The following is a 20,431-nucleotide window of genomic DNA, read 5'->3' on the forward strand; positions in this document are numbered from 1 at the left end:
GAGCGGGAAACGAGGTTCGAACTCGCGACCCCAACCTTGGCAAGGTTGTGCTCTACCACTGAGCTATTCCCGCATTGTTTTTGTGGACTGGAAGTATAGCAAAAAAAATATGGCGTGTAAAGAGTTTGGTTTTAATTTTTGCTATTTTTTTTGTGGCATATCTTTTTTAGAGTTCCACTGCGCTATAATCGCGTCAATTAAAAACTATATTATACTAAAGGAATCCCATGCGTAGTGATACCATTAAACGTGGATTTGATAAAACCCCTCACCGTAGTTTGCTCCGTGCAACCGGACTTAAAGATGAAGATTTTGATAAACCTTTTATCGGCGTAGCCAACTCCCATATTGATATTATTCCGGGACATTTTTTCCTCCAAGAGTACGGCAGAATCGTCAAAGAGGCAATTCGTGAAGCGGGCGGGGTTCCGTTTGAGTTTAATACCATCGGGGTTGATGACGGAATCGCTATGGGACATGACGGGATGCTTTATTCGCTTCCGAGCCGTGAATTGATCGCTGATTGTATTGAGACAGTGATGAATGCCCATAAACTCGATGGTCTCATCTGTATCCCTAACTGTGACAAGATCGTTCCGGGGATGTTGATGGGTGCGTTGCGTGTTAACGTCCCGACGATTTTTGTTTCCGGTGGACCGATGAAAGCAGGGCATAAAAAAGACGGTACCCCGATCGATTTGGCAACGGCGTTCGAAGCGGTCGGCAAGCATGCTGACGGTAAAATGAGCGATGAAGAGCTGTATGAGATCGAGTGTGAAGCGTGTCCGAGCGGCGGAAGCTGCTCTGGTATGTTTACGGCTAACTCGATGAATACCCTTTGTGAAGCGATGGGGGTTGCCTTGCCGGGGAACGGTACGGTTTTGGCGATGACACCGGAACGTATCGAGATGGTCAAAACGGCGGCACGCCGTATCGTCGAGATGGTCAAAGATAAAAATGCCGAAAAATGGAATATGCGCAATATTTTGAACGATAAAGCGATCCATAATGCATTTGTTATTGATATGGCAATGGGGGGAAGTTCCAATACCGTATTGCATTTGTTGAGCATTGCCAAAGAAGCAGAGGTTGATTTTGATATTACCAAGATCAATGAAATCTCTGAAAAAGTAGCCCATATCGCGAAAATATCTCCATCCCTTTCAACGGTTCATATGGACGATATCAACCGTGCCGGCGGTGTTAATGCCGTTATGAAAGAGGTGAGCCGTCGCGGCGGTGTTCTCGAACTCGATGCAATGACGATTACAGGCGAGACGTTGGGCGAGCGTATCAAAGACGCGGTGATCAAAGATACAACGATCATCCATACGAATGAAAATGCCTATTCTCCGGTCGGCGGTCTTTCAATCCTTTTCGGTAATCTTGCCGAAGAGGGAGCCGTTGTAAAAACAGCGGGAATTACCCCGAATATGCGCAAGTTTAAAGGCTCTGCAGTTTGTTTTAACTCTCAAAACGAAGCCATTGCCGGGATTATGAGTCATAAAGTCAAAGCGGGTGATGTTGTTGTCATCCGTTACGAAGGGCCAAAAGGCGGACCGGGAATGCAGGAGATGCTTGCACCTACATCCCTCATCATGGGTATGGGATTGGGTGAGAGCGTTGCTCTTATCACTGATGGACGTTTTTCCGGTGCAACCCGCGGAGCCTCTATCGGGCATGTCAGCCCTGAAGCGGCTGAGGGTGGTCTGATTGCTTTGATCGAAGACGGTGATGAGATCGAACTCGATGTTGATTCTCATCTTTTACAACTCAATGTGAGCTATGAAGTTCTCGAACAACGACGACTCCATTGGAAACCGGTCAAAAAAGAGATTACGTCCAAATGGCTCAAACGCTACAGCCTTCTCGTCTCAAATGCTTCTAACGGTGCTGCTTTAAAAACAGAACTATAAATCTCTTTTCTGTCACCAAATCGTAATCCTTCGGGGTTACACTTTCTTCATGAATGAATCATTACGTTACCGAAGTGTGTTTATCTCTGACCTCCATTTGGGAACTCGCGACGCTCAATCGGATCATCTTTTAGACTTTATCCGTGACGTTGAGTGTGAAAATCTCTATCTTGTGGGTGATATTATCGATGGCTGGGAACTTCGCCGTAATTGGCGCTGGAGTCAAGCACAATCCGATGTCCTCCAAAAAATCCTCCGAAAAGCCAGAAAAGGGACGAAAGTCTATTATATCATCGGCAATCATGATGAGTTTTTACGCCCATTTTTACCAATGGTGATGGGGGATAATATTACCATCGCACATGAAAAAATCCATTACGGTGTGAACGGAAAACGCTATTTGGTCGTTCACGGTGATATGTTTGATGCGGTAACAATGACGAAAAAATGGGTTGCCCATCTAGGGGATCGATGTTATCTTTTTATGTTGAGACTGAATCGCCCGATCAATACGGTACGCCGATGGTTCGGAATATATCATTATTGGTCGCTCTCTAAAATGGCCAAACAAAGTGTCAAGCAGGCTGTCAGCTTTATTACCGATTATGAAGATGTTCTCTCGTCTCATGCGGATGAAAAGGGGTTTGACGGTGTCATTTGCGGACATATCCACCATGCCGAGATGCGAATCATAAATGATATCGAATATCTCAATTGCGGAGATTGGGTGGAATCGTGTACGGCGATTGTCGAGCATCATGACGGGAGGTTTGAGATTTATGAACACCACAAAAACGGTTAGTATTATCTTCTACAAAGGCCCGGGAACGTTGGGGGAAAAGCTGGTGCGTCTCTGGACGTCCAGCCCCTATGCACACTGTGAATTCGGGCGGAGTGACGGCTTGTACCATTCCAATGACCGCTTTCGCTTTATATCCCGTACTCACACGCTGGAGATTGATCCTCTGGATTGGGAAGTTTGTGAGATCGAATTGCCCAGTGAAATCATTGAGAGGGTCGAGCGTCGGCAACTGCGTAAAAACGGGACAAAGTACGACTGGATCGGAATCATTTTTTCACAGATTTTTCGATTGGGGTATCACGACAAAAAGCGGTGGTTTTGTTCCAAAAGCAATGCGGATGATTTAGCGTATGCGTATCGGTTGATGCAGCGGAGTAAAAAAGAGCAATATGGTTCGTATGTGGAGCGTTTTAGTGTCTTCGGTGAAATGTCACCGCAGAATTTTTCTCCAAAACAGCTTTATTCCGTGATTCAGAATATTATTCATTCTCATATGTATTGACACATATGCAGTTTTTACCGCTTTTTTTTGCTTTGTAGAGGGCACTGTCAGCGCGGTCGACAATCATCTCTGTATCGGTATTTTGACAGCTTTGAACGATTCCGAAACTGCAGGTAACTTTTGTATTATGGGGATAGTCGGTTTCTTCAACTGTTTGACGCAATTTTTCGGCAATAGCCGCCGCTTCTTCACTCAATGTATTCGGTAAAAGGATAAGAAATTCTTCCCCTCCCCATCGGCTGATATGGTCGGTTTTGCGCAATACACGCTTGGCAATATCGGAAATAAATATCAACACCTGATCGCCTACATTGTGCCCATGATGATCGTTGATGAGTTTAAAATCATCAATATCAAATAGGATAAGCGAAAAGGGAGTGTTATAGCGGTTGCTTAGATCGATATGCTCTTGGAGCAGCTCATTCATACGGCGTCGATTATATAACTCGGTAAGGGAGTCCGTAGCAGAGAGACGGTGGAGCTCTTCGAGGTATTTTGCCTCGTTCTCACGTGTAAGAGCCAATTCCATATTGGAACGATAGAGAGTTTCTTCATACAGATAAACAACATATGTTAAAACACTGGAAGCCAAACTGAAGCGTATGAAGCTATGGAGATTCCACGTCCCATTATCCCATACGCCTATACCGATATAGGCAAGGATAAAAAGAATGGCATAAAAAAGTACAACAACAAAACCTCCCCGTTTGTGTCCCATCAATGTAATGACAAAAATAGGGAAAAAGATGGTCCAAATCAATCCAAAATCGTGATTTTGGTTGCTAAGGGCATATGAGATAAAAAAGAAAAAGAGGGTTGCCGTTCCGACAATGACAGCACGATTTATTTTTTTGTTGCGTTGCAAATCGATTAATGCGATAAAGGATGCGATCGCAGAAATCCCATCCAATATACCGATGATCGGAGAATTAAAAAAGATCGGATTGACGTACGAAAAGATGATAAAAATAATAGTTTCGATGAATAAAAAAGCATTGCTCATCATTAGTGCCCGCCGCTTCGTCAAATCTGTTACAACGATGCCGGCGGTTAAAAAATGATAAACATATTCTTTTAACACCCATTAACCTCTTTTGTGCTTGTGGCTTATTGTATAAACTTATAGCTAAAATCTACATCAATCCATCGGAGTATATTCGGGAACGATTTTTTGCAGAAGCATTTTAGGCTCTGAACTCTCGGTGAGAAGAGCAATTTGCGATTTTAGTTGATCAATATCGTAGTGTGTTGTCCCTGCAATGAGAATGGAATCAAAAGCCGTTTTTTGCTCACTTTCATCGATCAATAACTCCTCAAAGAGTTTTTCTCCGTTTCGCAGACCTGTGGTGACAATCTCGATCGGATGGGTTGCGTAAAGACGTATCATGGTATGGGCAAGATCAATGATTTTAACGGGATTTCCCATATCCAGAATAAAGAGTTCTCCGCCTCTGGCAATCGAAGCAGCCTGCAGAACAAGCTGACACGCTTCGCTGATGAGCATAAAATAGCGCTCGACATCCGGATGCGTTATTGTAATTGGACCGCCGGACTCGATTTGGGATTTGAATTTCGGTATGACGCTTCCGCTGGAGCCCAAAACGTTTCCGAAGCGGACAGCGACGATTTCGCTGTTGTGAGGATCGACGTTTTGGGCATAGAGTTCGACAATTCGCTTTGTAGCACCCATCACATTAGTAGGTCGTACCGCTTTATCGGTAGAGATAATGACAATTTTCGGGACATTAAATTTAATGGCACTGTCAATCACATTTTGGCTGCCGATGATATTGTTCATGATCGCAGCATTGATGTTGGCTTCGCACAGCGGTACATGTTTATAGGCCGCGGCATGGATAAGAATATCGGGATTCACGTCTTTAATAATGCTTTCAAGGGTTGAGCGTTCCAGAATATTGCACAATCGTAAAGTGGCTGAGGGAAGTATCTCTCCGATCTGGTAGAGATTGTATTCGCTGTGATCGATCAAAATCAGATTTACTGCTCCGAATCGGTGACATTGGATCGCGATTTCGCTTCCGATACTCCCGCCTGCACCGGTGATCAAGACGGTTTTGCCGCGAATAAAGTCTCTGATAGTTCCGGTATTGAGATCTTTGGGATGGCGGGCGAGAAGCTCTTCGATCGAGAGGGCTTCGATACGATTGTGGGCATCATCCAGTAAACGTGAACGTTTGATTTCACGTACCCCTGCATCACTGAGGACCTGATAGGCTTCACGCAAATAGTCATTCGGCAATGAGCCGTCAATGATTGCAGCGGTGATCGATTTCGATCCGATGAGTGCAGGTATATCGTCTATCCCGAATATTTTTATGTTGTTGAGATAGGAGCCGATCATATTGTGGTTTTTTTCTTGGAGTACAATGATCCCCAGCGGATAGTATTCGCTGGAATCTTCCAACATACTTTTAATCAGATTGGCACTATTAGGAGAAACTCCGATAAGCAAAGTAGGTTTCAGATCGGAACGAGGCGCACCGATTTCGAGGATGGAACGTTTTAAGAGGCGAAGACCTCCTAAAAAAATAAAGGAAAGCAAAAGATCGATAACGATGACACTTCTGGGAAACGGAAAAAACAAGGTAGGGAATCCGGTATGGATCAGTGCAAAAATCCCATACGTGACAAGATGGGCAAAAAACAGATTTTTGGCCTCTTGCAAGCCGTAAAAACGCCAGATTATCGTATAGTTTTTAAACCAATGGATAAAAAACAATTTAATCGAAATCAAGGTTACCGCAACCCAGAAAAACGGAACTAAAAACGGATCCGGTATATCAAAGTTGAACCGTAGAAGATAAGAGACATAAAGACTTATGAGAGATAAAAAAATATCGGAAACGAGAAAAAAAGCGATCCGTTTGGCATTGCTCGGACGGAGCCATCCGATCATCGTAGAGCCTTTTTAAGGATGTCACAGACGCGATCGACATCGTTACGATTCATTTGGGTTCCGCTTGGGAGACAAAGCCCTTTTTCAAAAAGACTTTGGGCTGTGCCGTTTTGGAAACAAAGTGAATCTTTGAAGAGCGGTTGCATGTGCATCGGTTTCCAAAGAGGGCGACTCTCTATGTTTTCTTCTTCGAGAGCAAGGCGGATACGGGTCGGATCAGAGTGCTCGAATGTGAGTGTGGTAAGCCACCGATTTCCTTGTGTATTTGAGAGTTCCGGCATAAAGGTTATCTCTTCGATAGGTTCCAAAACTTCTCGATACCACTCAAAAATCTGCCGTCTGGCCGCTATTCGCTCCTGCAAGACTTCCATTTGTGCTACGCCGATAGCGGCTAAAATATTGCTCATTCGGTAATTGTACCCGTAGTCGGTATGCTCATAATGGGGTGCATCGTCGCGGGCTTGGGTTGAATAAAAACGGGCTTTGTCGATGAGTTCTTTATTTTTCGAGATCAGCATCCCTCCGCCGGAGGTAGTGAGTATTTTGTTTCCGTTGAAACTGTAGATGCCGAAGGTTCCAAATGTTCCGGTTTGTTGATTATTATAGGTGGCTCCCAGACTTTCGGCAGCATCTTCGATAATAGGAATGCCGTAATGGGCGCAAAGTGCAATGATTTTTTCCAAATCGGCACATTGTCCGTAGAGATGGGCGAGAATGAGTGCTTTCGGTTTTAGCGGCGATTCGATTATGGCTTTTTCAAGAAGGGCAGGATCGAGATTCCAGCTCACAGAATCGCTGTCTATAAAAACAGGAGTCGCATTTTGATAGAGAATCGGTGCGACTCCGCCGATAAACGTAAAGGATGAGGTTAAAACGATATCGCCTGCTCCTACTCCGAGAATGCGCAGGGCCAAATGCAATGCCGCAGTAGCACTGCTGAGTGCAAGTGCATGCGGGGTAAGAGTTAGATCACGGATGCTTTGCTCAAACCGCTCAACCATTGGCCCAAGCGGAGCGATGTAGTTGCTCTCAAACGCTTCGGCAATATAGATTTGTTCTTTTCCGCTCATATGCGGAGGGGAGAGAAAAAGGCGCTGCTGATTCATTTTGATAGTGTTCTCCAAAGATAAATAAGATCGGTCCAAAATGTCCATTCTTCCAAATATTGACGATTTATACGGACTTTGTCCGGCCAAATAATTTCATTATTGTACTGTTTTGGATCTTTTTGTGCTGCTAACAATGCTTCTTCATTTTTATATTTGAGTGTTGCAGGCCCTGTAATTCCAGGGCGTAGGGTTAAAATAGAGGTATTGTCTCCACTGAGTTTGTCTGCGTAGCCAGGCACATCCGGACGAGGACCTACTAAACTCATGTCCCCGATTAAAACATTAATGAGTTGTGGCAGTTCATCAATTTTAGTTCGTCGGAATAGGGCTCCGCTTACTGTGATACGAGGATCGTCAGCTGTCGTAATGGTTGTTGTTAATGTTTTGCTTTGGTGCATTGTTTTGATCTTAAAGAGAGAAAAAAGGCGTCCGTCTTTGCCCACCCGTTTTTGAACAAAAAAACCGTTACTGCGTGTTTCAATCGTCGCAATTATGAAAGCAATCACAATTAGCCACCATACTAAAATTAACCCGCACAAAGAGGCAACGATATCAAACACGCGTTTAAGAAATCGTTGTCTAAGAGTCATTAAATTTTAAGCCTATACAATTTAGTCATCGGATCGAGAGAAACCGGCTCAAAGAGATTTTTATCATAGTGTTCAAATATAAACATCTGGATGTAAGTTGAATTAAGATAATAATCGTCCATTACCAAAAAGCGTCCATAGCTTTCAAGATAGATGACGTTTAGTCCATCGGAAGCAAAAGTTTGTTCATTAACCTGTAAGTGATTATTTTGATCGTAGCCAACCTGATAAAACTTTTTAATAGGAATATCCTGTTGCCCAATTTTTAAAGTACTTTTTGCTTTATTTATGGATAAGCCATTCCCTAATTCAATCGTCTGGCCGGTGTCCTGCATTGAAGAAGAAGAGAAAAAGAAAGGTTGCTGCCGATTATCAGGATGATTGAGATCGAGATTGCCAAATAAGGCAACGGTTGGAAAAATATCGATCATGCGCCATGGAAGATAAAAATAGATATCACGCGTTTTTAGCGGTAATGGTATGGAGTCTTCATATCGTAGGGTATCAAGATAGTCTGACACATTGATTGCTGAGGTGTTTTTGTCATAGAAGAGAGTGTCGGCGATCTCTTTATATCCTGATGAAATATACGTTTCTGTAACGATTCGAGCTAATCTTGCTGCTTCAATTTGTGATGATGTGGTCAGTATTTCTGAAACTAAAAAATTATCATGATCATGTTTCCCTCCATCGATGAGGGTATTTGTATGGGTATAGAACCATATCGGATAACCGTAATCCCACCATCCGATGGTATAGTCTTTGGTTTGTGAAACATTTTTTAATTTTTCGAGAGAGGCTACCTCTTTGGCAGTGAGTACGGTTGGTGTCTTGTATTCTATAATATGGGCAATATTTGGATAGATCATTAATGCGGTTAAGATCGTAATCAAACTATATTTGAGTGTTTTGTTTGCAATTGTTTCACTGATAAGATAGGCAAAATATAAGGCGCCTAATGCAGCTACAGGAACTGCATAAATCGTAAAACGCAATCCGCCCCAAAAAGAAAACAAACCGATTCCGATTAGCGGGAGGGCAAGTATGAAAGCACGATGTCGGATTACTAATGCCCCGTAGCCGATAAATGCGATAAAAAATGTCAACATACTCCCACTGATACGATTGGCAATCTCGCTAAAGGGGATTTTACCTGCTTCACGAACCGTTTGTGCTACCTGAAAAAAGTGAAGAGCTTCATTTTCGGTTCCTTTGGCTGTATACCCGGTTATTTTGGCTAGGATTAGAGAGAGAACATTGCCGTTGAATAAAAAGAGGGCAAATGCCAATATCGAAAGAATGAGAAGCAAACGAAAATTGAGTCGCTCTTTTTGGTATGCGATACTCAAGGATGCTATTAAAGGTATTTTGATTAGAGGAGAGAAAGAAAACAGTGCAATAGCGATAATGGCAATAGAAAAATAGGTAAATGCTTCTCGACGGTGAAAAATCACCATATAAGCCATATAGAAAAGGCTGATCGCATAGACAATTGAGAGACCTTGATCATACAAAAATGGATAGAGCATTATAGAGAATGCACTAAGCAGTACCCAAAGAATATTTTCTTTGATGGTTGTAGCCATTAAAAAATAAACGATCAACATTGGAGCCATCGCAGAGAACATATCGGTATCATAATAACCGGCCATCGTTCGGTTGTAATAACTCCAGCCAATGGAGGCTAAAAGTGCCGAGAAAAATCCAAAATATGGGGCGTTATACAATCGTCCGATCAAAATAAGAGGAATCACGACTAATGATGAGATAAAAATGGGGAGATATAAAATGATTGTTTCTATTGGCATGACTTTGGATAAAAGAGCAGTTATAGCAACGGTTGCGGTAGCCCATTCATTATCTATTCGGGGATTATTACCGTAGATTTGCGTCAGTGCATTTTGTGCAGAGGCCGCAAAATAATATCCGTCATTGGTATTAATCATGATTTGATGGTTCCATGAAAACTCCGGAATACCTGATGCCCAGTGTATCCAAATAAGACGTAAACCTACACTAAAGGTATATGCGATAATGAGTAAGATAATGAGATGCAGGGCTGTGTGTTTTTCATTAGGCAGAGAGAAATTCATTGAGTTTTCCGAAATAAGATTTTTTTAATGAGCGCTATTATACCGTTGATTCCACCAATGCCGTAACTAAAGTGCAAGACAATAAAAGCGGCTATTTGATGAAGCCATGTGGTATTTTTTTTGATTTTATAACTCCGAACAGTTATGATTGTAAGATAGAGAAAAAACAATCCGGCACTTATCCATAAAAAGTGAAAATCCAAAATGGAAAAGAATAGAGGAATAATAAGAGACAGCATGAACAATAACGGGATGAAATGCCGTAGGCTCAAGGATCGCAAACTCCCTGAATAATAAGGGGTGAGAATGTTCCAATAACCATTCAAAAAATTATTTTTTGCCAGTTCCCGATACGTTTCACGGGCATAATAGCTGCATTCGACACTGGGAATCAGATAAATTTTGCCTCCGCCTCGGATGATTCGTTTATTCAGTTCAATGTCTTGATTGCGAACAAGACATTCATCAAAAAGGCCGAAACGAGTAAAAATATCTCTCGGGTAGCATCCGAAAGCGACGGTGTCTACCTCTATGATTTTATCTGTACCGCTTCGAAATTGACTTGCAGTACCGAAACGATCGCTTAATACGTTGATGATGGATTGGGATGTTGTGTCGGTTTTTGATGATTTGGTTCTCATAACTCCGCCGACACAGCTGGCATTGAGTCGAATGGCTTCTTCGACGAGCCGGAAACAATACTCTTTCGGATAATCGGCATGCGCTGAAAGGATAATAATAAACTCTCCGGATGCTGCTGTTACACCGGTATTAAGTGCTGTTGGTGTGATTTTTTTAGGATTATCCAAGATCCGTATGAACGGATATTTTTGACTGTAATCAGTAACAATTTGTCGAGTGGAATCTTCACTCATTCCGTCAACAACTAAAATTTCAACCGACTCTTTCGGATACGTCATCTCTAAAAGTGAGTTTAGGCATTGCGCAATGTAGCGTTCTTCATTGCGGCTGGGAATGACGACGGAGAGTTTTGGCTGAGAGACGGGAAAATTATGACCGTTCATGGGTTCTGCAAAGCTCCTCTTGAATTAAAAGGGTGGATAGTTTGCGCAGCAGCGGATGCTGAAAATGTGTCAGCCGATGACGAAACGGATAAAGCATCTTTACTAAATACCCAATGTCTTTTCGATAAGCAAGATGTAAATTGCAAAAGGCTTTTCGAAATTGAAATTTTTGTATGAGAAACTCTTGAATATTGGTTGAATGTGCGATGCTGCGCGCACCGTCACTGACATAGTTGAAATGACGTTCATTGAGATAGTGGGTATTCATGGCAAATATCAGGGCATATCCTCCATACAGATGAAGATAGTCCGGATCAAATTTGATACTGGAATATGAACACATATTTCCATCTAAAATGGTATGCGCATATGCAATCACCTTTTCGCTTGCACGTTCTTTCACAACCCAAAATTCGTGGTTTTTATCGTTTTGAAGAGCAAAGTACTGATTTTTAAATAGACTCTCTTGGATCGGTTCGTCATTGTGTTGATAACCGATTACGGCTTTGCGATAGACTGTATAACCGGTTTCTGAAATTTCATATGCACTTGCTGGCTCAACAATGCAGAGATTAAGCCCTTTTTTAATTTGGTTTCTGACTTTGCTTTTATAGGATTCAAGCGATTCAGGTTTATCTTTTATAACATACCAGAATGAACTCTCTTTTGGTAAATCAAAATGGTCTGTCCAGCGAATAAAATAAGCACCGCTTTTTACTAAAAGTTCCTGTTGTGTTTGTTTGTCAAGTGTTATGTTGTGATGAGGCGGAACACTGGGCAGCAGTGCACCGTGGTAGGTATACCATTTAATATCCCCAAGGTATAACGTCATTTCAAATTTCTCGAGAGATTTGAATATAAAGCAAAAAGTTTTTTTTCTTCTTTTCCCCAGTTGTAGAGGTTTTTGACGGCATTGATTCCATTTTCCCCCATGGCTTCAGCTTCTATTGGATGATCAATGATCCAATTTATCGCTTCTACTATCGCTTTGGGGTCTAGAGGGTTAACGCAAATACCGCATTGGTTCCCTTCGACAATCTCTTGCCATAGAGGAAAGTTCGAAGCAATGACCGGTATTCCCGCTATCATGTATTCAAACATTTTAACTGGTAAAGCATCTGGATAATTACTCGTAGGATGGAGCGTTACTAATCCCGCTTTACTATTGGAAAGGATTTGAGCTACTTCGTTTCGGTTCAAAAATCCGAGTTCATTAACATTTTTCCATCCATCATACGATTGAACTTCTTTGTAGGTGTCGTCTTCATGGACAATCCCGCCTAAATTGAGTCTGGCATTTTTAACAAGACCCATTGCGAGTGTCATCTCTTTTATTCCGCGCACGGCAGCGATAGCTCCGAGGTATACGACTTCATTTTTTTTGAAATTCCACGCAATGGGATGAGCGAACTCCTCGATAATCGGGAAATTATTAATATCGACAGTATTGGAATTGACAGTAAGCAGTTGATCTCGGATGTAAGGAGTCGCAGTTACCAAAGCGTCTATTCTGGAACAGATGTATTTCTGATAATGGGTAAATACAAACGAAAGTGTTTTAGCCGCAAAAGGGCTCAGATACGGTTTGTTTAGGAGTTGTTTAGGGTAATCTTCATGGGAATCAAAAATAACTTTTTTACCCTGTTTTTTTAATTTGAGTGCTATTGTAAGAAGTTCCGGGTCATGCAGATGGTAAATATCTGAATCGAGATGCAGGGCTTGGCGGTAAACATTTTGAACGGTTTTCGTCATCCGTGCTATTCTACCGGATTTATCAATCCCGATATCGATGATTGAGACACCGTTCTTTATCTCATCTCCTTTGCCGTCGGCAACGATAAGAGAGACATTATAACCTTCGATTCTTGCCAGCGAGCAGCACATTTTTACAAAAATACGTGTGTCATATCTTGGATGAGCAGAGGTAAGATGGGTGATTTTTACCATTTGGCACCTTCATATAATCGTGTTAAATTTTCTTTCGTGTTGTAAAAAAAACTGGATCTCCATTGTTTGGGATGTACGAGAAAATAAATTTTTTGTTTGTTTTGTTGCAAAGCGTTGATGGGCGATAGCGGTTCATAATAGACAGGGTAGGGAGCATCATTTATACGGGTATCAAAATGCTGCATTAGGCCTTGATCATAACATTCGCAGACAATACCGCATTTTTCACGAAAGTCTTTATCTTTGAGAAGTTCTAAATTGACAATGTTAAGTTTTCTGTTGGCAAAATCCCCATGACTCGCTACGGTTGTCATTTTATAATCTAATCGGTTCTCTAAGCGGGTAAGGTTTTGAAAAAAGAGTTCTTTTATTATAGGAAGTTTTTGGATGATCTCATCAGGGGCTTTAATGTGTTTTTGTTTTGCAAACGTCGCAATCTCCTCAAAATGGTAGCTCGCTTCGCTGCCGAATATCTCAATCTCTTTCATTAAATCTATGTTCACGGTTGACAAGCGAAAATAATAGCTTGAACGGACATTGTGTTTTTTCTCTATTTCAAACATTTTTCTGGCCGTAATCGGGTCACTGTCAATATCGTGCCGATAAACGATATATCGAGCGGGCAATTGGTTTGAAGCAGACAAAGTACAGACATCCCTTACGGATAAAAAAGTGAATCCCTGATTTTTGGTTTCTATGATAATGTTTTCATACTCTTTCATTCTTGAAGGCATCAAGTAATCACCATAAAGTCTATTAAAAAGTTTTTTGATCATCGTATTTCCATCTAACGCGATACGGGACAAACCCAAGTTTTTGTTTAAACAGTTTTAACCCTTCGCCCGCGCCATAAAAAGTATCGTACATTAAGTAGGGGACTTTTTGTTCTTTGATGAGCTCACAGACAATCTCACTCATCATCAAATACATGATCCCGTCGTTCAAATACTCTTTGTGCCCAAGTAATTGCGAGACTATAGCGAAGTTTCCATAATAGCCGATATAACAGTAGCTTCGAAGCTTGCCATTCGCATCAATAACACCGAAATATTTATAATTTGTTTTATCGTCTAAGTGTTCGCTTTTTTGACAGTAGGGAGAGGACATTTTTTTCCCCTGACGTTCAGGTGCGGATGTGTTGATATCAAAAATATCGTTCAGATAGGAATTTCTGTCGATTTGAGAGAAGCGGTAGTGACGATTTTTCGCTTTTCGCGCATAATAAGATGCAGAGTTTTTGCCGTTTATAGAGGCCAGATATTCCTCACATGTACGGAAAGTTTGCAAATGAATCAGGCTGACACCCAGTTCTTTGTTTTGGACTATTTTGTATTTTGGATGAGGTTTTATAAAAGAATCAAAAAGGGTTTTTGTTTCTTGTTCATTGTTATAAAGCCGAGGCATAAATATGAGTGTAACACGCGGCAATTTTCGAATTTCATTCAATAAAGCCAAGAATTTGATCAATTTGTTCATTTGACCTCATGCGGCGTGAAGGATTCAGATTTTAAGAGCTTCCGGTACAGATCGAAATAAAGCTGTCGATTGTATTTCTTGGAAAAAAGTTTTTTGGTTTCCGATTTTTTTGTGCCTAGCGTCTCTTGATCGATTGTTTCAAATCGATTAAAATCGATATTTTCTAAATCCTGTTCGATAAAGCCGTTTAGCCCATCCGTAATTAGCTCATGATTTGCCGGAAGATCGGAGACAAAAGGGATACAGTCAGATACGATTGACTCGACTAAGCTCAATGAGACGGAATCACTGCTTGGAATAGAAACATAAATTTTAGAACGGCAATAAAAACTGTAGTTTGTTTCTCGATCCACAAATCCGATGAATTGTACATAATCTGTGAGCCCGAGCTGAGAAGCTAATTGTTTTAAACTTTCATGCTCTTCTCCATCGCCGGCAATAACAAGCTTCCAATCGCTGTTTTTCTGAAGAAATTTTGAAAATGAGATCAGGATTTTGTCAATATTGTACAATTTTTTATGAAGGCGGTTGGAATAGATTATGTTTTCTTTCGGCATAGTGCATTCAATCGGATCGATCCCGAAATTAATATTATGCATATCCAGCCGTTTATCTACCAATGCCTGCGCACTGTCAAGTACATAACGAGAATCGGCTGTCAGGGCATCAATACGGCATAAAACGAATTGAACCAATTTCTTTAAAAACAAATTTTTTTTTGGGTTGACCAGAATATCGCTTCCCCATGCAGTGAGGACAATAGGGATACCCATAGATTTTAGAGCCAATATGGTAAAGAATGCGTACGAGTTCGCTTGGTGTATATGAATAATAGAAGGTTGAAAATCATTGCAGAGTGCTCGTAAACGAGATATTGTTTGAAATAGACGGAAACTGAACGAAAAGTCCAGTTGGTAAGCAGGAATATTAAACCGCTCATTTATCTCATCGGTTATAAGTATGATTTCATCAAAACCGTCTTTGACCAGATTAATAAAGTTATGCGTATGTATGGAAGAACTAGCAATGACAAGAAGCTTTTTACCCATTCTTGTATAGTTCCTTTAACGGCTGTGCCGGATTTCCTCCATAAAGCCATCCATTCTTGATAACTCCTTTAACGGTAGAGTTTGCTGCGATTACTGCATTGTCTTCAACGACCGTATTTGGCAATATGACGCAGTGCGCTCCAATAAAAACATTATTCCCGATCACAATAGTGCCTTTTTGATAGGTATCGGTGTGTAATTTGTTGGGATCTTCGGAAATATGGTTTGTAACGCAAAAAAATGAACAAAAAGGTCCAATAGCGGCATTATCTCCAATACTTATTTGCTGCTCTTCGATTAAAAAATATCCATAGGGCGCAATATGCGACGAATGGCCGATTTCTAACCGTCCGCAATCATCTTTATAAATCGTAATATTTTTATAAAGAGAGGTGTTGTCTTTTAGGATGATATTGCTCTTTTTATTCAATTCTACCCTGTAATCAATCCGGCATTTGTCGCCTATTCGGATACCAGGGTAGAGATATTTTAGAGCCAAAGTATACAGACGGGTTAACATTGTTTTTATCATGGATGCCCCTTCTGTTTAGATATCACTGTTTCTAGCATAGTATTATAGGTTAATGCAAAGGCTGATGCAACTGGTCTTTTGGAAGTTTTCTCAGATATATCCAAAACAGTCCAAAGCAGATCACTCCCGAAACAATAAGCATTAGTGACGTTGCCCATGCTGCTCCCTCAACCCCTTTCCATTCCACCATGAAATAGACGACGGCTGCAGAAACTGGTGTAAGAAATGTAGCATGCAGTGCATTCCAGTCTGCCCGTCCGACTGCGTGAAGTATGTTCCCAAAAGGAATTCGAAGGAGGAATGTTCCCGCTACACCGATTAATAAGATGTCTTGTAAATGGGGAGTAATAGGATAATTGTCACCAAAACAAAGGGCTATTAGAGGTTCTGAAAAGGCAAAAAGAGTGATGACGATCAAAAAAGTAAGTAACCCAAATAATACGAAGTAAGAACGCAGATATTTTATAAGTGCCATACGGTTATCTGCATGATGCGTCAAATAGACAAAATCTGCGGTTAGAAATGCTCCCGGAAGGAAAAATAAACTGTACGGAATGATGGTCGCAATTTTATAGGCTGCAATAAGTGCCGGATCAACTTTGAGAATGACCAACACAATCACATCCATAGAAACAAATAGTTGATTGATGACCGAACCGGCACCGACATAAAGGCCGTAACGCCAATATGAGATATCAGGTACATTTCCTTTTTTCCATATACCAAGCATTTTATAGAGTGTTGTAGAGATGACGAAGATTGGAATAAAGGCTAATATTAGGACAAAAGCGATAATCCCTTTAGCGGACAAAATCCATCCGAAGAAGACTATGAGAACGGAATAAAAAATTCCGAAGATTGCATATTGGCGATTGTTGTGGATTAGACGGAAATGATTTTTAATGATTTCATAAAAATTGTATGAGATGATACTGAAAACAATAATCGCATAAGCAAATTCCCCTTCCTTTGATAGCTGAATAGGAGAAAAAAAATTCCAGCAAAGTAGCCCGCCGATCGGGATTAATGATAACAGAGCCCCAAACAAAAGCGTATTGGAAGTTAAAAGCTCTTTTTCTTCAAGTGTTTTTAGTTTTGACCCAAAATGAAGAAGGGCATATTGTCCTCCGCCTCCGGCAAGCGGCTGGGCAATACTGGTAATTGTGCGTATTGCTGTAAATTCACCGAAACTAAAAGGGGTTATTGCTCTTGTCATAATAGCTATAAAAATAAAACTACCGATTCGCTCAATTAAAATGGACATAACAACCCAAAAACCATCTCTTTGGTAAAACGTACGAATTGTTTGAATAATTGTATAGAGATGGTTCATTGAGGGTTGAATTTCAATGTTATGTCTTGAAATATATTGATATCGGCTTGAGTCAGATCTTTACCGTCAAAAATTTTTTGGAATGAATCAGGAGCTTTTATAAGAATGTTTCGTTGTCGGCATTTCACAATGTAGTCATTAACCGAGCTGATGATTTTAGCCGGATTTCCGGCAACAACCATTCCATCGGGAATGTCTTTGGTTACAACACTTCCTGCACCGACAATCACTCCATCGCCAATAGTAACACCCGGCAAGACAACCGCATTGGCCCCTAAAAAAACATTATTACCGATTATCGTTTTTTGAACACGATAATGTCCGGTGTGATAAAGGAGGCTTGCGTCATGGGCAAGGATGATAGACCCTGGTGCAGAAATAAAGTTGTCGCCTATTTGGACAAATTGCGGTACCAATGAATCGATAAGGGAATTATGCGATTTTATATTTCCAATCGTATATTTTGGTTTTTGAGATAGATTTAACCCAAAATAACGGAGAATTTTATAAAGAACTCTTAACATTTAGTGAGCTTTTCGGCAACAAAAAGAATCTCTTCATCGCTCAAATACGGGTTCATTGGCAAACTCATGATCTCATGGGAAATTTTTTCACAGACAGGAAAATCACCTGCCTTGTACCCTAGATATTTAAAACATTCCTGAAGATGCAGAGGGATAGGATAATGGACTGCAGTTGGGATTCCTTCGTCTTTGAGTCTGGATTGTATACTGTCACGATTCTGTACTCGGATAGAATACTGAGCCCATGCGGAAGTTCTGTCGGGTTGAACGATCGGTAAAATTATATTTTTTTCTTTTAGCATTTTTGTATAGGACTCAGCAACATGCTGTCGGAGAGCAAGATCGTCTTTGTAGTGCTTCAATTTGACATTAAGCACGGCAGCTTGAATTGTATCGAGACGACCGCCTATTCCAATGTACTTGTGATGGTAGCGCTTGGTTTGACCGTGCAAACGGAGAGATCTGAGTTTGTCGGCCAATTTTTCATTATTGGTAAATACTGCACCACCGTCACCGAAACACCCAAGCGGTTTTGCAGGGAAAAAACTGGTGCAGCCGATATCGCTAAGGGCACAGGAACGTTGGCCTTTATACGTTGCTCCAAAGCTTTGAGCCGCATCTTCTATAACAATGAGGCTATGTTTGGCAGCAATGACGTTGATCGAATCCATATCGGCAGTTTGTCCGTAAAGGCTAACCGGGATAATTGCTTTTGTTTTTGAGGTAATTTTTTCTTCAATTTTTGAAACATCAATGTTGTATGTTGTTTCATCGATGTCGACAAACACCGGTATGGCACCCAAATGGGCGATCATTTCCGCGGTTGCGATAAAAGTGAAAGGCGTGGTAATTATTTCATCACCTGGCACGATATCGATCGCCATAAGTGAGAGCTGTAGCGCATCAGTTCCGCTGGAACAGGTAATGGTATGTTTGACTCCTACATATTGTGCAAGATCATTTTCGAGTTGTATGACTTCTTCACCCATAATGAAATTGCATTTATCCATGACGGCATGTATTGCAGCATCGATCTCGTTTTTGTAAAGGAGATAGTGTTTTTGGAGATTGGCAAAATCTATGTTCATAGGACTACTTCCAAGGTATCATTGATAAGTTTATACCGGCTTCCGTCACTTGTATCTTCCGCTTCGCTCTTATCATCGAAATGAAGTGTATTGCCTGCACGGCTGACCCATCCGATTTGACGGGCAGGGACTCCGACCATAAGCGCATAGGGTTTGACATCACGATTCACCACGGCACCACTGCCTATTAGGGCGTATTCTCCGATTGTGATTCCGCAGACGATTGTTGCATTGGCACCAATACTGCACCCTTTTTTTAGAAGAGTTTTTTTAAACTCATCACGGCGGACGATAAAGGCTCTAGGATTGATCACATTGGTGAATACCATGCTTGGACCTAAAAACACATCATCTTCGCACTCTACCCCTTCATAGACACTGACGTTATTTTGCACTTTAACACCATTGCCAATTTTTGCTTTCGGTCCAACGACACAGTTTTGCCCAAAAGAAGCGTTTTCTCCAATCCAAGTACCACTTAGAATATGGCAAAAATGCCATATTTTTGTATGGTTGCCGATGGAAACGCCTTCATCGATATAAGCGCTCTCGTGTACAAAATAATCAGACATCAGATAACTTTCTCACAAAATGGATGATAGTTTCCGCTCAATCCGATCGGTTCAAGGTTACGAATAGCCGAAACAATTTCAATTGAATTGCGTGCTTCATCCAATCCGAATCCACCGCCTTTCAATATGTCCTTATAGCTTGTCGTATGGAGGTCAGTAAAGCCTTCACTGAATTCAAATGCATCGTTGTCAACTGTAATGTTTCTGTATGTTCGACTGCCGGTAGTTTTGATCTCATCAGGGATATAATCGTAGTTGACGGAAAGAAACCATCGCACCCGAGCATTTTTCAATTTCATAAATCCTGCATTTGTATCAGGTTGTTTTACATGGACGATATTTTCTTCTACAGAACCAAAAATCCAGCTCAGCATATCGAAAAAATGGACTCCGATATTGCTTGCGATCCCTCCAGATTTAGCATTATCACCCTTCCAGCTGACAAAATACCAACGTCCTCGGCTTGTTAGATATGTTAAATCAATATCGTAAACTTTATCAGGATTTGCAGCGAGTTCGGTTGCAATTTTTTCTTTTAGGGCAATGATTGAGTCATGCAGGCGAAGCTGTAAGATTGTATAGACCTTTTTACCGGTCTCTTCTTCGATCACTTTGAGCTGATCGATGTTGTGAGGATTGAGGACAAGCGGTTTTTCGCAGATGGCATGTGCTCCACTTTTTAGGGCAAAACGGATGTGACTGTCGTGCAAGTAATTGGGACTTGCTATCGATATATACTCAATCTTTTTATCATTTTCTCGATGAAATTTATCTATAAAACGGTCAAAGCGTTCAAACTCAGTGAAAAAATGAGCTTCAGGAAAATGACTGTCCATAATGCCGATTCCGTCATACTTATCTAATGCTGCAATAAGGTTGTTTCCTGTCTCCTTAATCGCTTTCATATGACGTGGAGCAATATATCCGGCTGCACCGATAAGGGCAAAGTTTTTCAT

General features: G+C 41.1%; 20 protein-coding genes and 1 tRNA gene. 3 read left to right on the forward strand and 18 right to left on the reverse strand.

What is annotated here, in order from left to right:
• Position 1: 1 nt before the first annotated feature.
• A tRNA-Gly gene (locus PHP90_RS01315) sits at positions 2 to 73 on the reverse strand.
• A 154-nt stretch (positions 74 to 227) separates the two neighbouring features.
• Here PHP90_RS01315 and ilvD point away from each other — a divergent pair.
• Genes ilvD through PHP90_RS01330 form a run of 3 tightly spaced genes read left to right on the forward strand, consistent with a single transcriptional unit; the run spans position 228 to position 3,220 of the window.
• Complete coding sequence (ilvD, locus tag PHP90_RS01320) at positions 228 to 1,916, forward strand: dihydroxy-acid dehydratase (RefSeq protein WP_299924083.1); 1,689 nt, start codon at positions 228 to 230, stop codon at positions 1,914 to 1,916.
• A gap of 49 nt (positions 1,917 to 1,965) precedes the next feature.
• A complete protein-coding gene (locus PHP90_RS01325; protein WP_299924086.1) occupies positions 1,966 to 2,718 on the forward strand; it encodes a UDP-2,3-diacylglucosamine diphosphatase in 753 nt (250 codons plus the stop codon).
• Entirely contained in the window at positions 2,696 to 3,220 is a 525-nt protein-coding gene (locus PHP90_RS01330; RefSeq protein ID WP_299924089.1) for a hypothetical protein, read from the forward strand. The genes PHP90_RS01325 and PHP90_RS01330 overlap by 23 nt, the downstream gene beginning before the upstream one ends.
• On the opposite strand, the gene PHP90_RS01335 is transcribed toward PHP90_RS01330, so the two are convergent.
• From PHP90_RS01335 to PHP90_RS01415, 17 genes are all read right to left on the reverse strand, one after another.
• Positions 3,198 to 4,301, reverse strand: coding sequence for a GGDEF domain-containing protein (locus PHP90_RS01335; protein ID WP_299924091.1), 1,104 nt, complete (start codon positions 4,299 to 4,301; stop codon positions 3,198 to 3,200). The genes PHP90_RS01330 and PHP90_RS01335 overlap by 23 nt on opposite strands.
• A gap of 57 nt (positions 4,302 to 4,358) precedes the next feature.
• Complete coding sequence (locus tag PHP90_RS01340; RefSeq protein WP_299924094.1) at positions 4,359 to 6,137, reverse strand: nucleoside-diphosphate sugar epimerase/dehydratase; 1,779 nt, start codon at positions 6,135 to 6,137, stop codon at positions 4,359 to 4,361.
• Positions 6,134 to 7,243 carry a UDP-N-acetylbacillosamine transaminase gene (pglE, locus tag PHP90_RS01345; protein WP_299924097.1) on the reverse strand — a complete coding sequence of 370 codons (1,110 nt, stop codon included), beginning with the start codon at positions 7,241 to 7,243 and terminating at the stop codon, positions 6,134 to 6,136. Before pglE ends, PHP90_RS01340 begins: the two co-directional genes overlap by 4 nt.
• Positions 7,240 to 7,836 carry a sugar transferase gene (locus PHP90_RS01350; protein ID WP_299924100.1) on the reverse strand — a complete coding sequence of 199 codons (597 nt, stop codon included), beginning with the start codon at positions 7,834 to 7,836 and terminating at the stop codon, positions 7,240 to 7,242. The genes pglE and PHP90_RS01350 overlap by 4 nt, the downstream gene beginning before the upstream one ends.
• Positions 7,836 to 9,929 carry an STT3 domain-containing protein gene (locus PHP90_RS01355; protein ID WP_299924103.1) on the reverse strand — a complete coding sequence of 698 codons (2,094 nt, stop codon included), beginning with the start codon at positions 9,927 to 9,929 and terminating at the stop codon, positions 7,836 to 7,838. The genes PHP90_RS01350 and PHP90_RS01355 overlap by 1 nt, the downstream gene beginning before the upstream one ends.
• On the reverse strand, positions 9,926 to 10,954 hold the full coding sequence (locus PHP90_RS01360) for a glycosyltransferase family 2 protein (RefSeq protein ID WP_299924106.1): 1,029 nt from the start codon (positions 10,952 to 10,954) through the stop codon (positions 9,926 to 9,928). Before PHP90_RS01360 ends, PHP90_RS01355 begins: the two co-directional genes overlap by 4 nt.
• Positions 10,941 to 11,786, reverse strand: a complete 846-nt coding sequence (locus tag PHP90_RS01365) for a hypothetical protein (protein ID WP_299924109.1) — start codon at positions 11,784 to 11,786, stop codon at positions 10,941 to 10,943. The genes PHP90_RS01360 and PHP90_RS01365 overlap by 14 nt, the downstream gene beginning before the upstream one ends.
• The gene (locus PHP90_RS01370) at positions 11,783 to 12,901 is read right to left on the reverse strand and encodes a glycosyltransferase family 4 protein (RefSeq protein WP_299924112.1); all 1,119 of its coding nucleotides are present in this window, start codon (positions 12,899 to 12,901) and stop codon (positions 11,783 to 11,785) included. Before PHP90_RS01370 ends, PHP90_RS01365 begins: the two co-directional genes overlap by 4 nt.
• Positions 12,895 to 13,677 (reverse strand): hypothetical protein, encoded by a 783-nt coding sequence (locus tag PHP90_RS01375; RefSeq protein WP_299924114.1) that lies wholly within the window; start codon positions 13,675 to 13,677, stop codon positions 12,895 to 12,897. The genes PHP90_RS01370 and PHP90_RS01375 overlap by 7 nt, the downstream gene beginning before the upstream one ends.
• Positions 13,658 to 14,377, reverse strand: coding sequence for a hypothetical protein (locus PHP90_RS01380; RefSeq protein ID WP_299924116.1), 720 nt, complete (start codon positions 14,375 to 14,377; stop codon positions 13,658 to 13,660). The genes PHP90_RS01375 and PHP90_RS01380 overlap by 20 nt, the downstream gene beginning before the upstream one ends.
• A complete protein-coding gene (locus tag PHP90_RS01385) occupies positions 14,374 to 15,426 on the reverse strand; it encodes a glycosyltransferase (RefSeq protein ID WP_299924118.1) in 1,053 nt (350 codons plus the stop codon). The genes PHP90_RS01380 and PHP90_RS01385 overlap by 4 nt, the downstream gene beginning before the upstream one ends.
• Positions 15,419 to 15,958, reverse strand: coding sequence for an acyltransferase (locus tag PHP90_RS01390; RefSeq protein ID WP_299924120.1), 540 nt, complete (start codon positions 15,956 to 15,958; stop codon positions 15,419 to 15,421). Before PHP90_RS01390 ends, PHP90_RS01385 begins: the two co-directional genes overlap by 8 nt.
• Before the next feature lie 49 nt (positions 15,959 to 16,007).
• On the reverse strand, positions 16,008 to 17,174 hold the full coding sequence (locus tag PHP90_RS01395; RefSeq protein ID WP_299924123.1) for a hypothetical protein: 1,167 nt from the start codon (positions 17,172 to 17,174) through the stop codon (positions 16,008 to 16,010).
• Between the two features lie 113 nt (positions 17,175 to 17,287).
• Entirely contained in the window at positions 17,288 to 17,815 is a 528-nt protein-coding gene (locus tag PHP90_RS01400) for a DapH/DapD/GlmU-related protein (RefSeq protein WP_299924126.1), read from the reverse strand.
• Positions 17,809 to 18,903 carry a DegT/DnrJ/EryC1/StrS family aminotransferase gene (locus tag PHP90_RS01405; protein ID WP_299924129.1) on the reverse strand — a complete coding sequence of 365 codons (1,095 nt, stop codon included), beginning with the start codon at positions 18,901 to 18,903 and terminating at the stop codon, positions 17,809 to 17,811. Before PHP90_RS01405 ends, PHP90_RS01400 begins: the two co-directional genes overlap by 7 nt.
• The gene (locus tag PHP90_RS01410; protein ID WP_299924132.1) at positions 18,900 to 19,475 is read right to left on the reverse strand and encodes an N-acetyltransferase; all 576 of its coding nucleotides are present in this window, start codon (positions 19,473 to 19,475) and stop codon (positions 18,900 to 18,902) included. The genes PHP90_RS01405 and PHP90_RS01410 overlap by 4 nt, the downstream gene beginning before the upstream one ends.
• The gene (locus PHP90_RS01415; RefSeq protein WP_299924135.1) at positions 19,475 to 20,431 is read right to left on the reverse strand and encodes a Gfo/Idh/MocA family oxidoreductase; all 957 of its coding nucleotides are present in this window, start codon (positions 20,429 to 20,431) and stop codon (positions 19,475 to 19,477) included. Before PHP90_RS01415 ends, PHP90_RS01410 begins: the two co-directional genes overlap by 1 nt.

It is taken from the genome of Sulfuricurvum sp. (genome assembly GCF_028712165.1).
Lineage (GTDB): Bacteria > Campylobacterota > Campylobacteria > Campylobacterales > Sulfurimonadaceae > Sulfuricurvum.

Coding starts and splice junctions, on each gene's coding strand:
- PHP90_RS01355 (WP_299924103.1), bottom strand. CDS start 9,929: ATGAATTTCTCTCTGCCTAATGAAAAACACACAGCCCTGCATCTCATT.
- PHP90_RS01395 (WP_299924123.1), bottom strand. CDS start 17,174: ATGACAAGAGCAATAACCCCTTTTAGTTTCGGTGAATTTACAGCAATA.
- PHP90_RS01390 (WP_299924120.1), bottom strand. CDS start 15,958: ATGATAAAAACAATGTTAACCCGTCTGTATACTTTGGCTCTAAAATAT.
- PHP90_RS01360 (WP_299924106.1), bottom strand. CDS start 10,954: ATGAACGGTCATAATTTTCCCGTCTCTCAGCCAAAACTCTCCGTCGTC.
- PHP90_RS01375 (WP_299924114.1), bottom strand. CDS start 13,677: ATGATCAAAAAACTTTTTAATAGACTTTATGGTGATTACTTGATGCCT.
- PHP90_RS01340 (WP_299924094.1), bottom strand. CDS start 6,137: ATGATCGGATGGCTCCGTCCGAGCAATGCCAAACGGATCGCTTTTTTT.
- PHP90_RS01380 (WP_299924116.1), bottom strand. CDS start 14,377: ATGAACAAATTGATCAAATTCTTGGCTTTATTGAATGAAATTCGAAAA.
- PHP90_RS01330 (WP_299924089.1), top strand. CDS start 2,696: ATGAACACCACAAAAACGGTTAGTATTATCTTCTACAAAGGCCCGGGA.
- PHP90_RS01370 (WP_299924112.1), bottom strand. CDS start 12,901: ATGGTAAAAATCACCCATCTTACCTCTGCTCATCCAAGATATGACACA.
- pglE (WP_299924097.1), bottom strand. CDS start 7,243: ATGAATCAGCAGCGCCTTTTTCTCTCCCCTCCGCATATGAGCGGAAAA.
- PHP90_RS01405 (WP_299924129.1), bottom strand. CDS start 18,903: ATGAACATAGATTTTGCCAATCTCCAAAAACACTATCTCCTTTACAAA.
- PHP90_RS01415 (WP_299924135.1), bottom strand. CDS start 20,431: ATGAAAAACTTTGCCCTTATCGGTGCAGCCGGATATATTGCTCCACGT.
- PHP90_RS01325 (WP_299924086.1), top strand. CDS start 1,966: ATGAATGAATCATTACGTTACCGAAGTGTGTTTATCTCTGACCTCCAT.
- PHP90_RS01385 (WP_299924118.1), bottom strand. CDS start 15,426: ATGGGTAAAAAGCTTCTTGTCATTGCTAGTTCTTCCATACATACGCAT.
- PHP90_RS01350 (WP_299924100.1), bottom strand. CDS start 7,836: ATGACTCTTAGACAACGATTTCTTAAACGCGTGTTTGATATCGTTGCC.
- PHP90_RS01365 (WP_299924109.1), bottom strand. CDS start 11,786: ATGACGTTATACCTTGGGGATATTAAATGGTATACCTACCACGGTGCA.
- PHP90_RS01400 (WP_299924126.1), bottom strand. CDS start 17,815: ATGTTAAGAGTTCTTTATAAAATTCTCCGTTATTTTGGGTTAAATCTA.
- ilvD (WP_299924083.1), top strand. CDS start 228: ATGCGTAGTGATACCATTAAACGTGGATTTGATAAAACCCCTCACCGT.
- PHP90_RS01410 (WP_299924132.1), bottom strand. CDS start 19,475: ATGTCTGATTATTTTGTACACGAGAGCGCTTATATCGATGAAGGCGTT.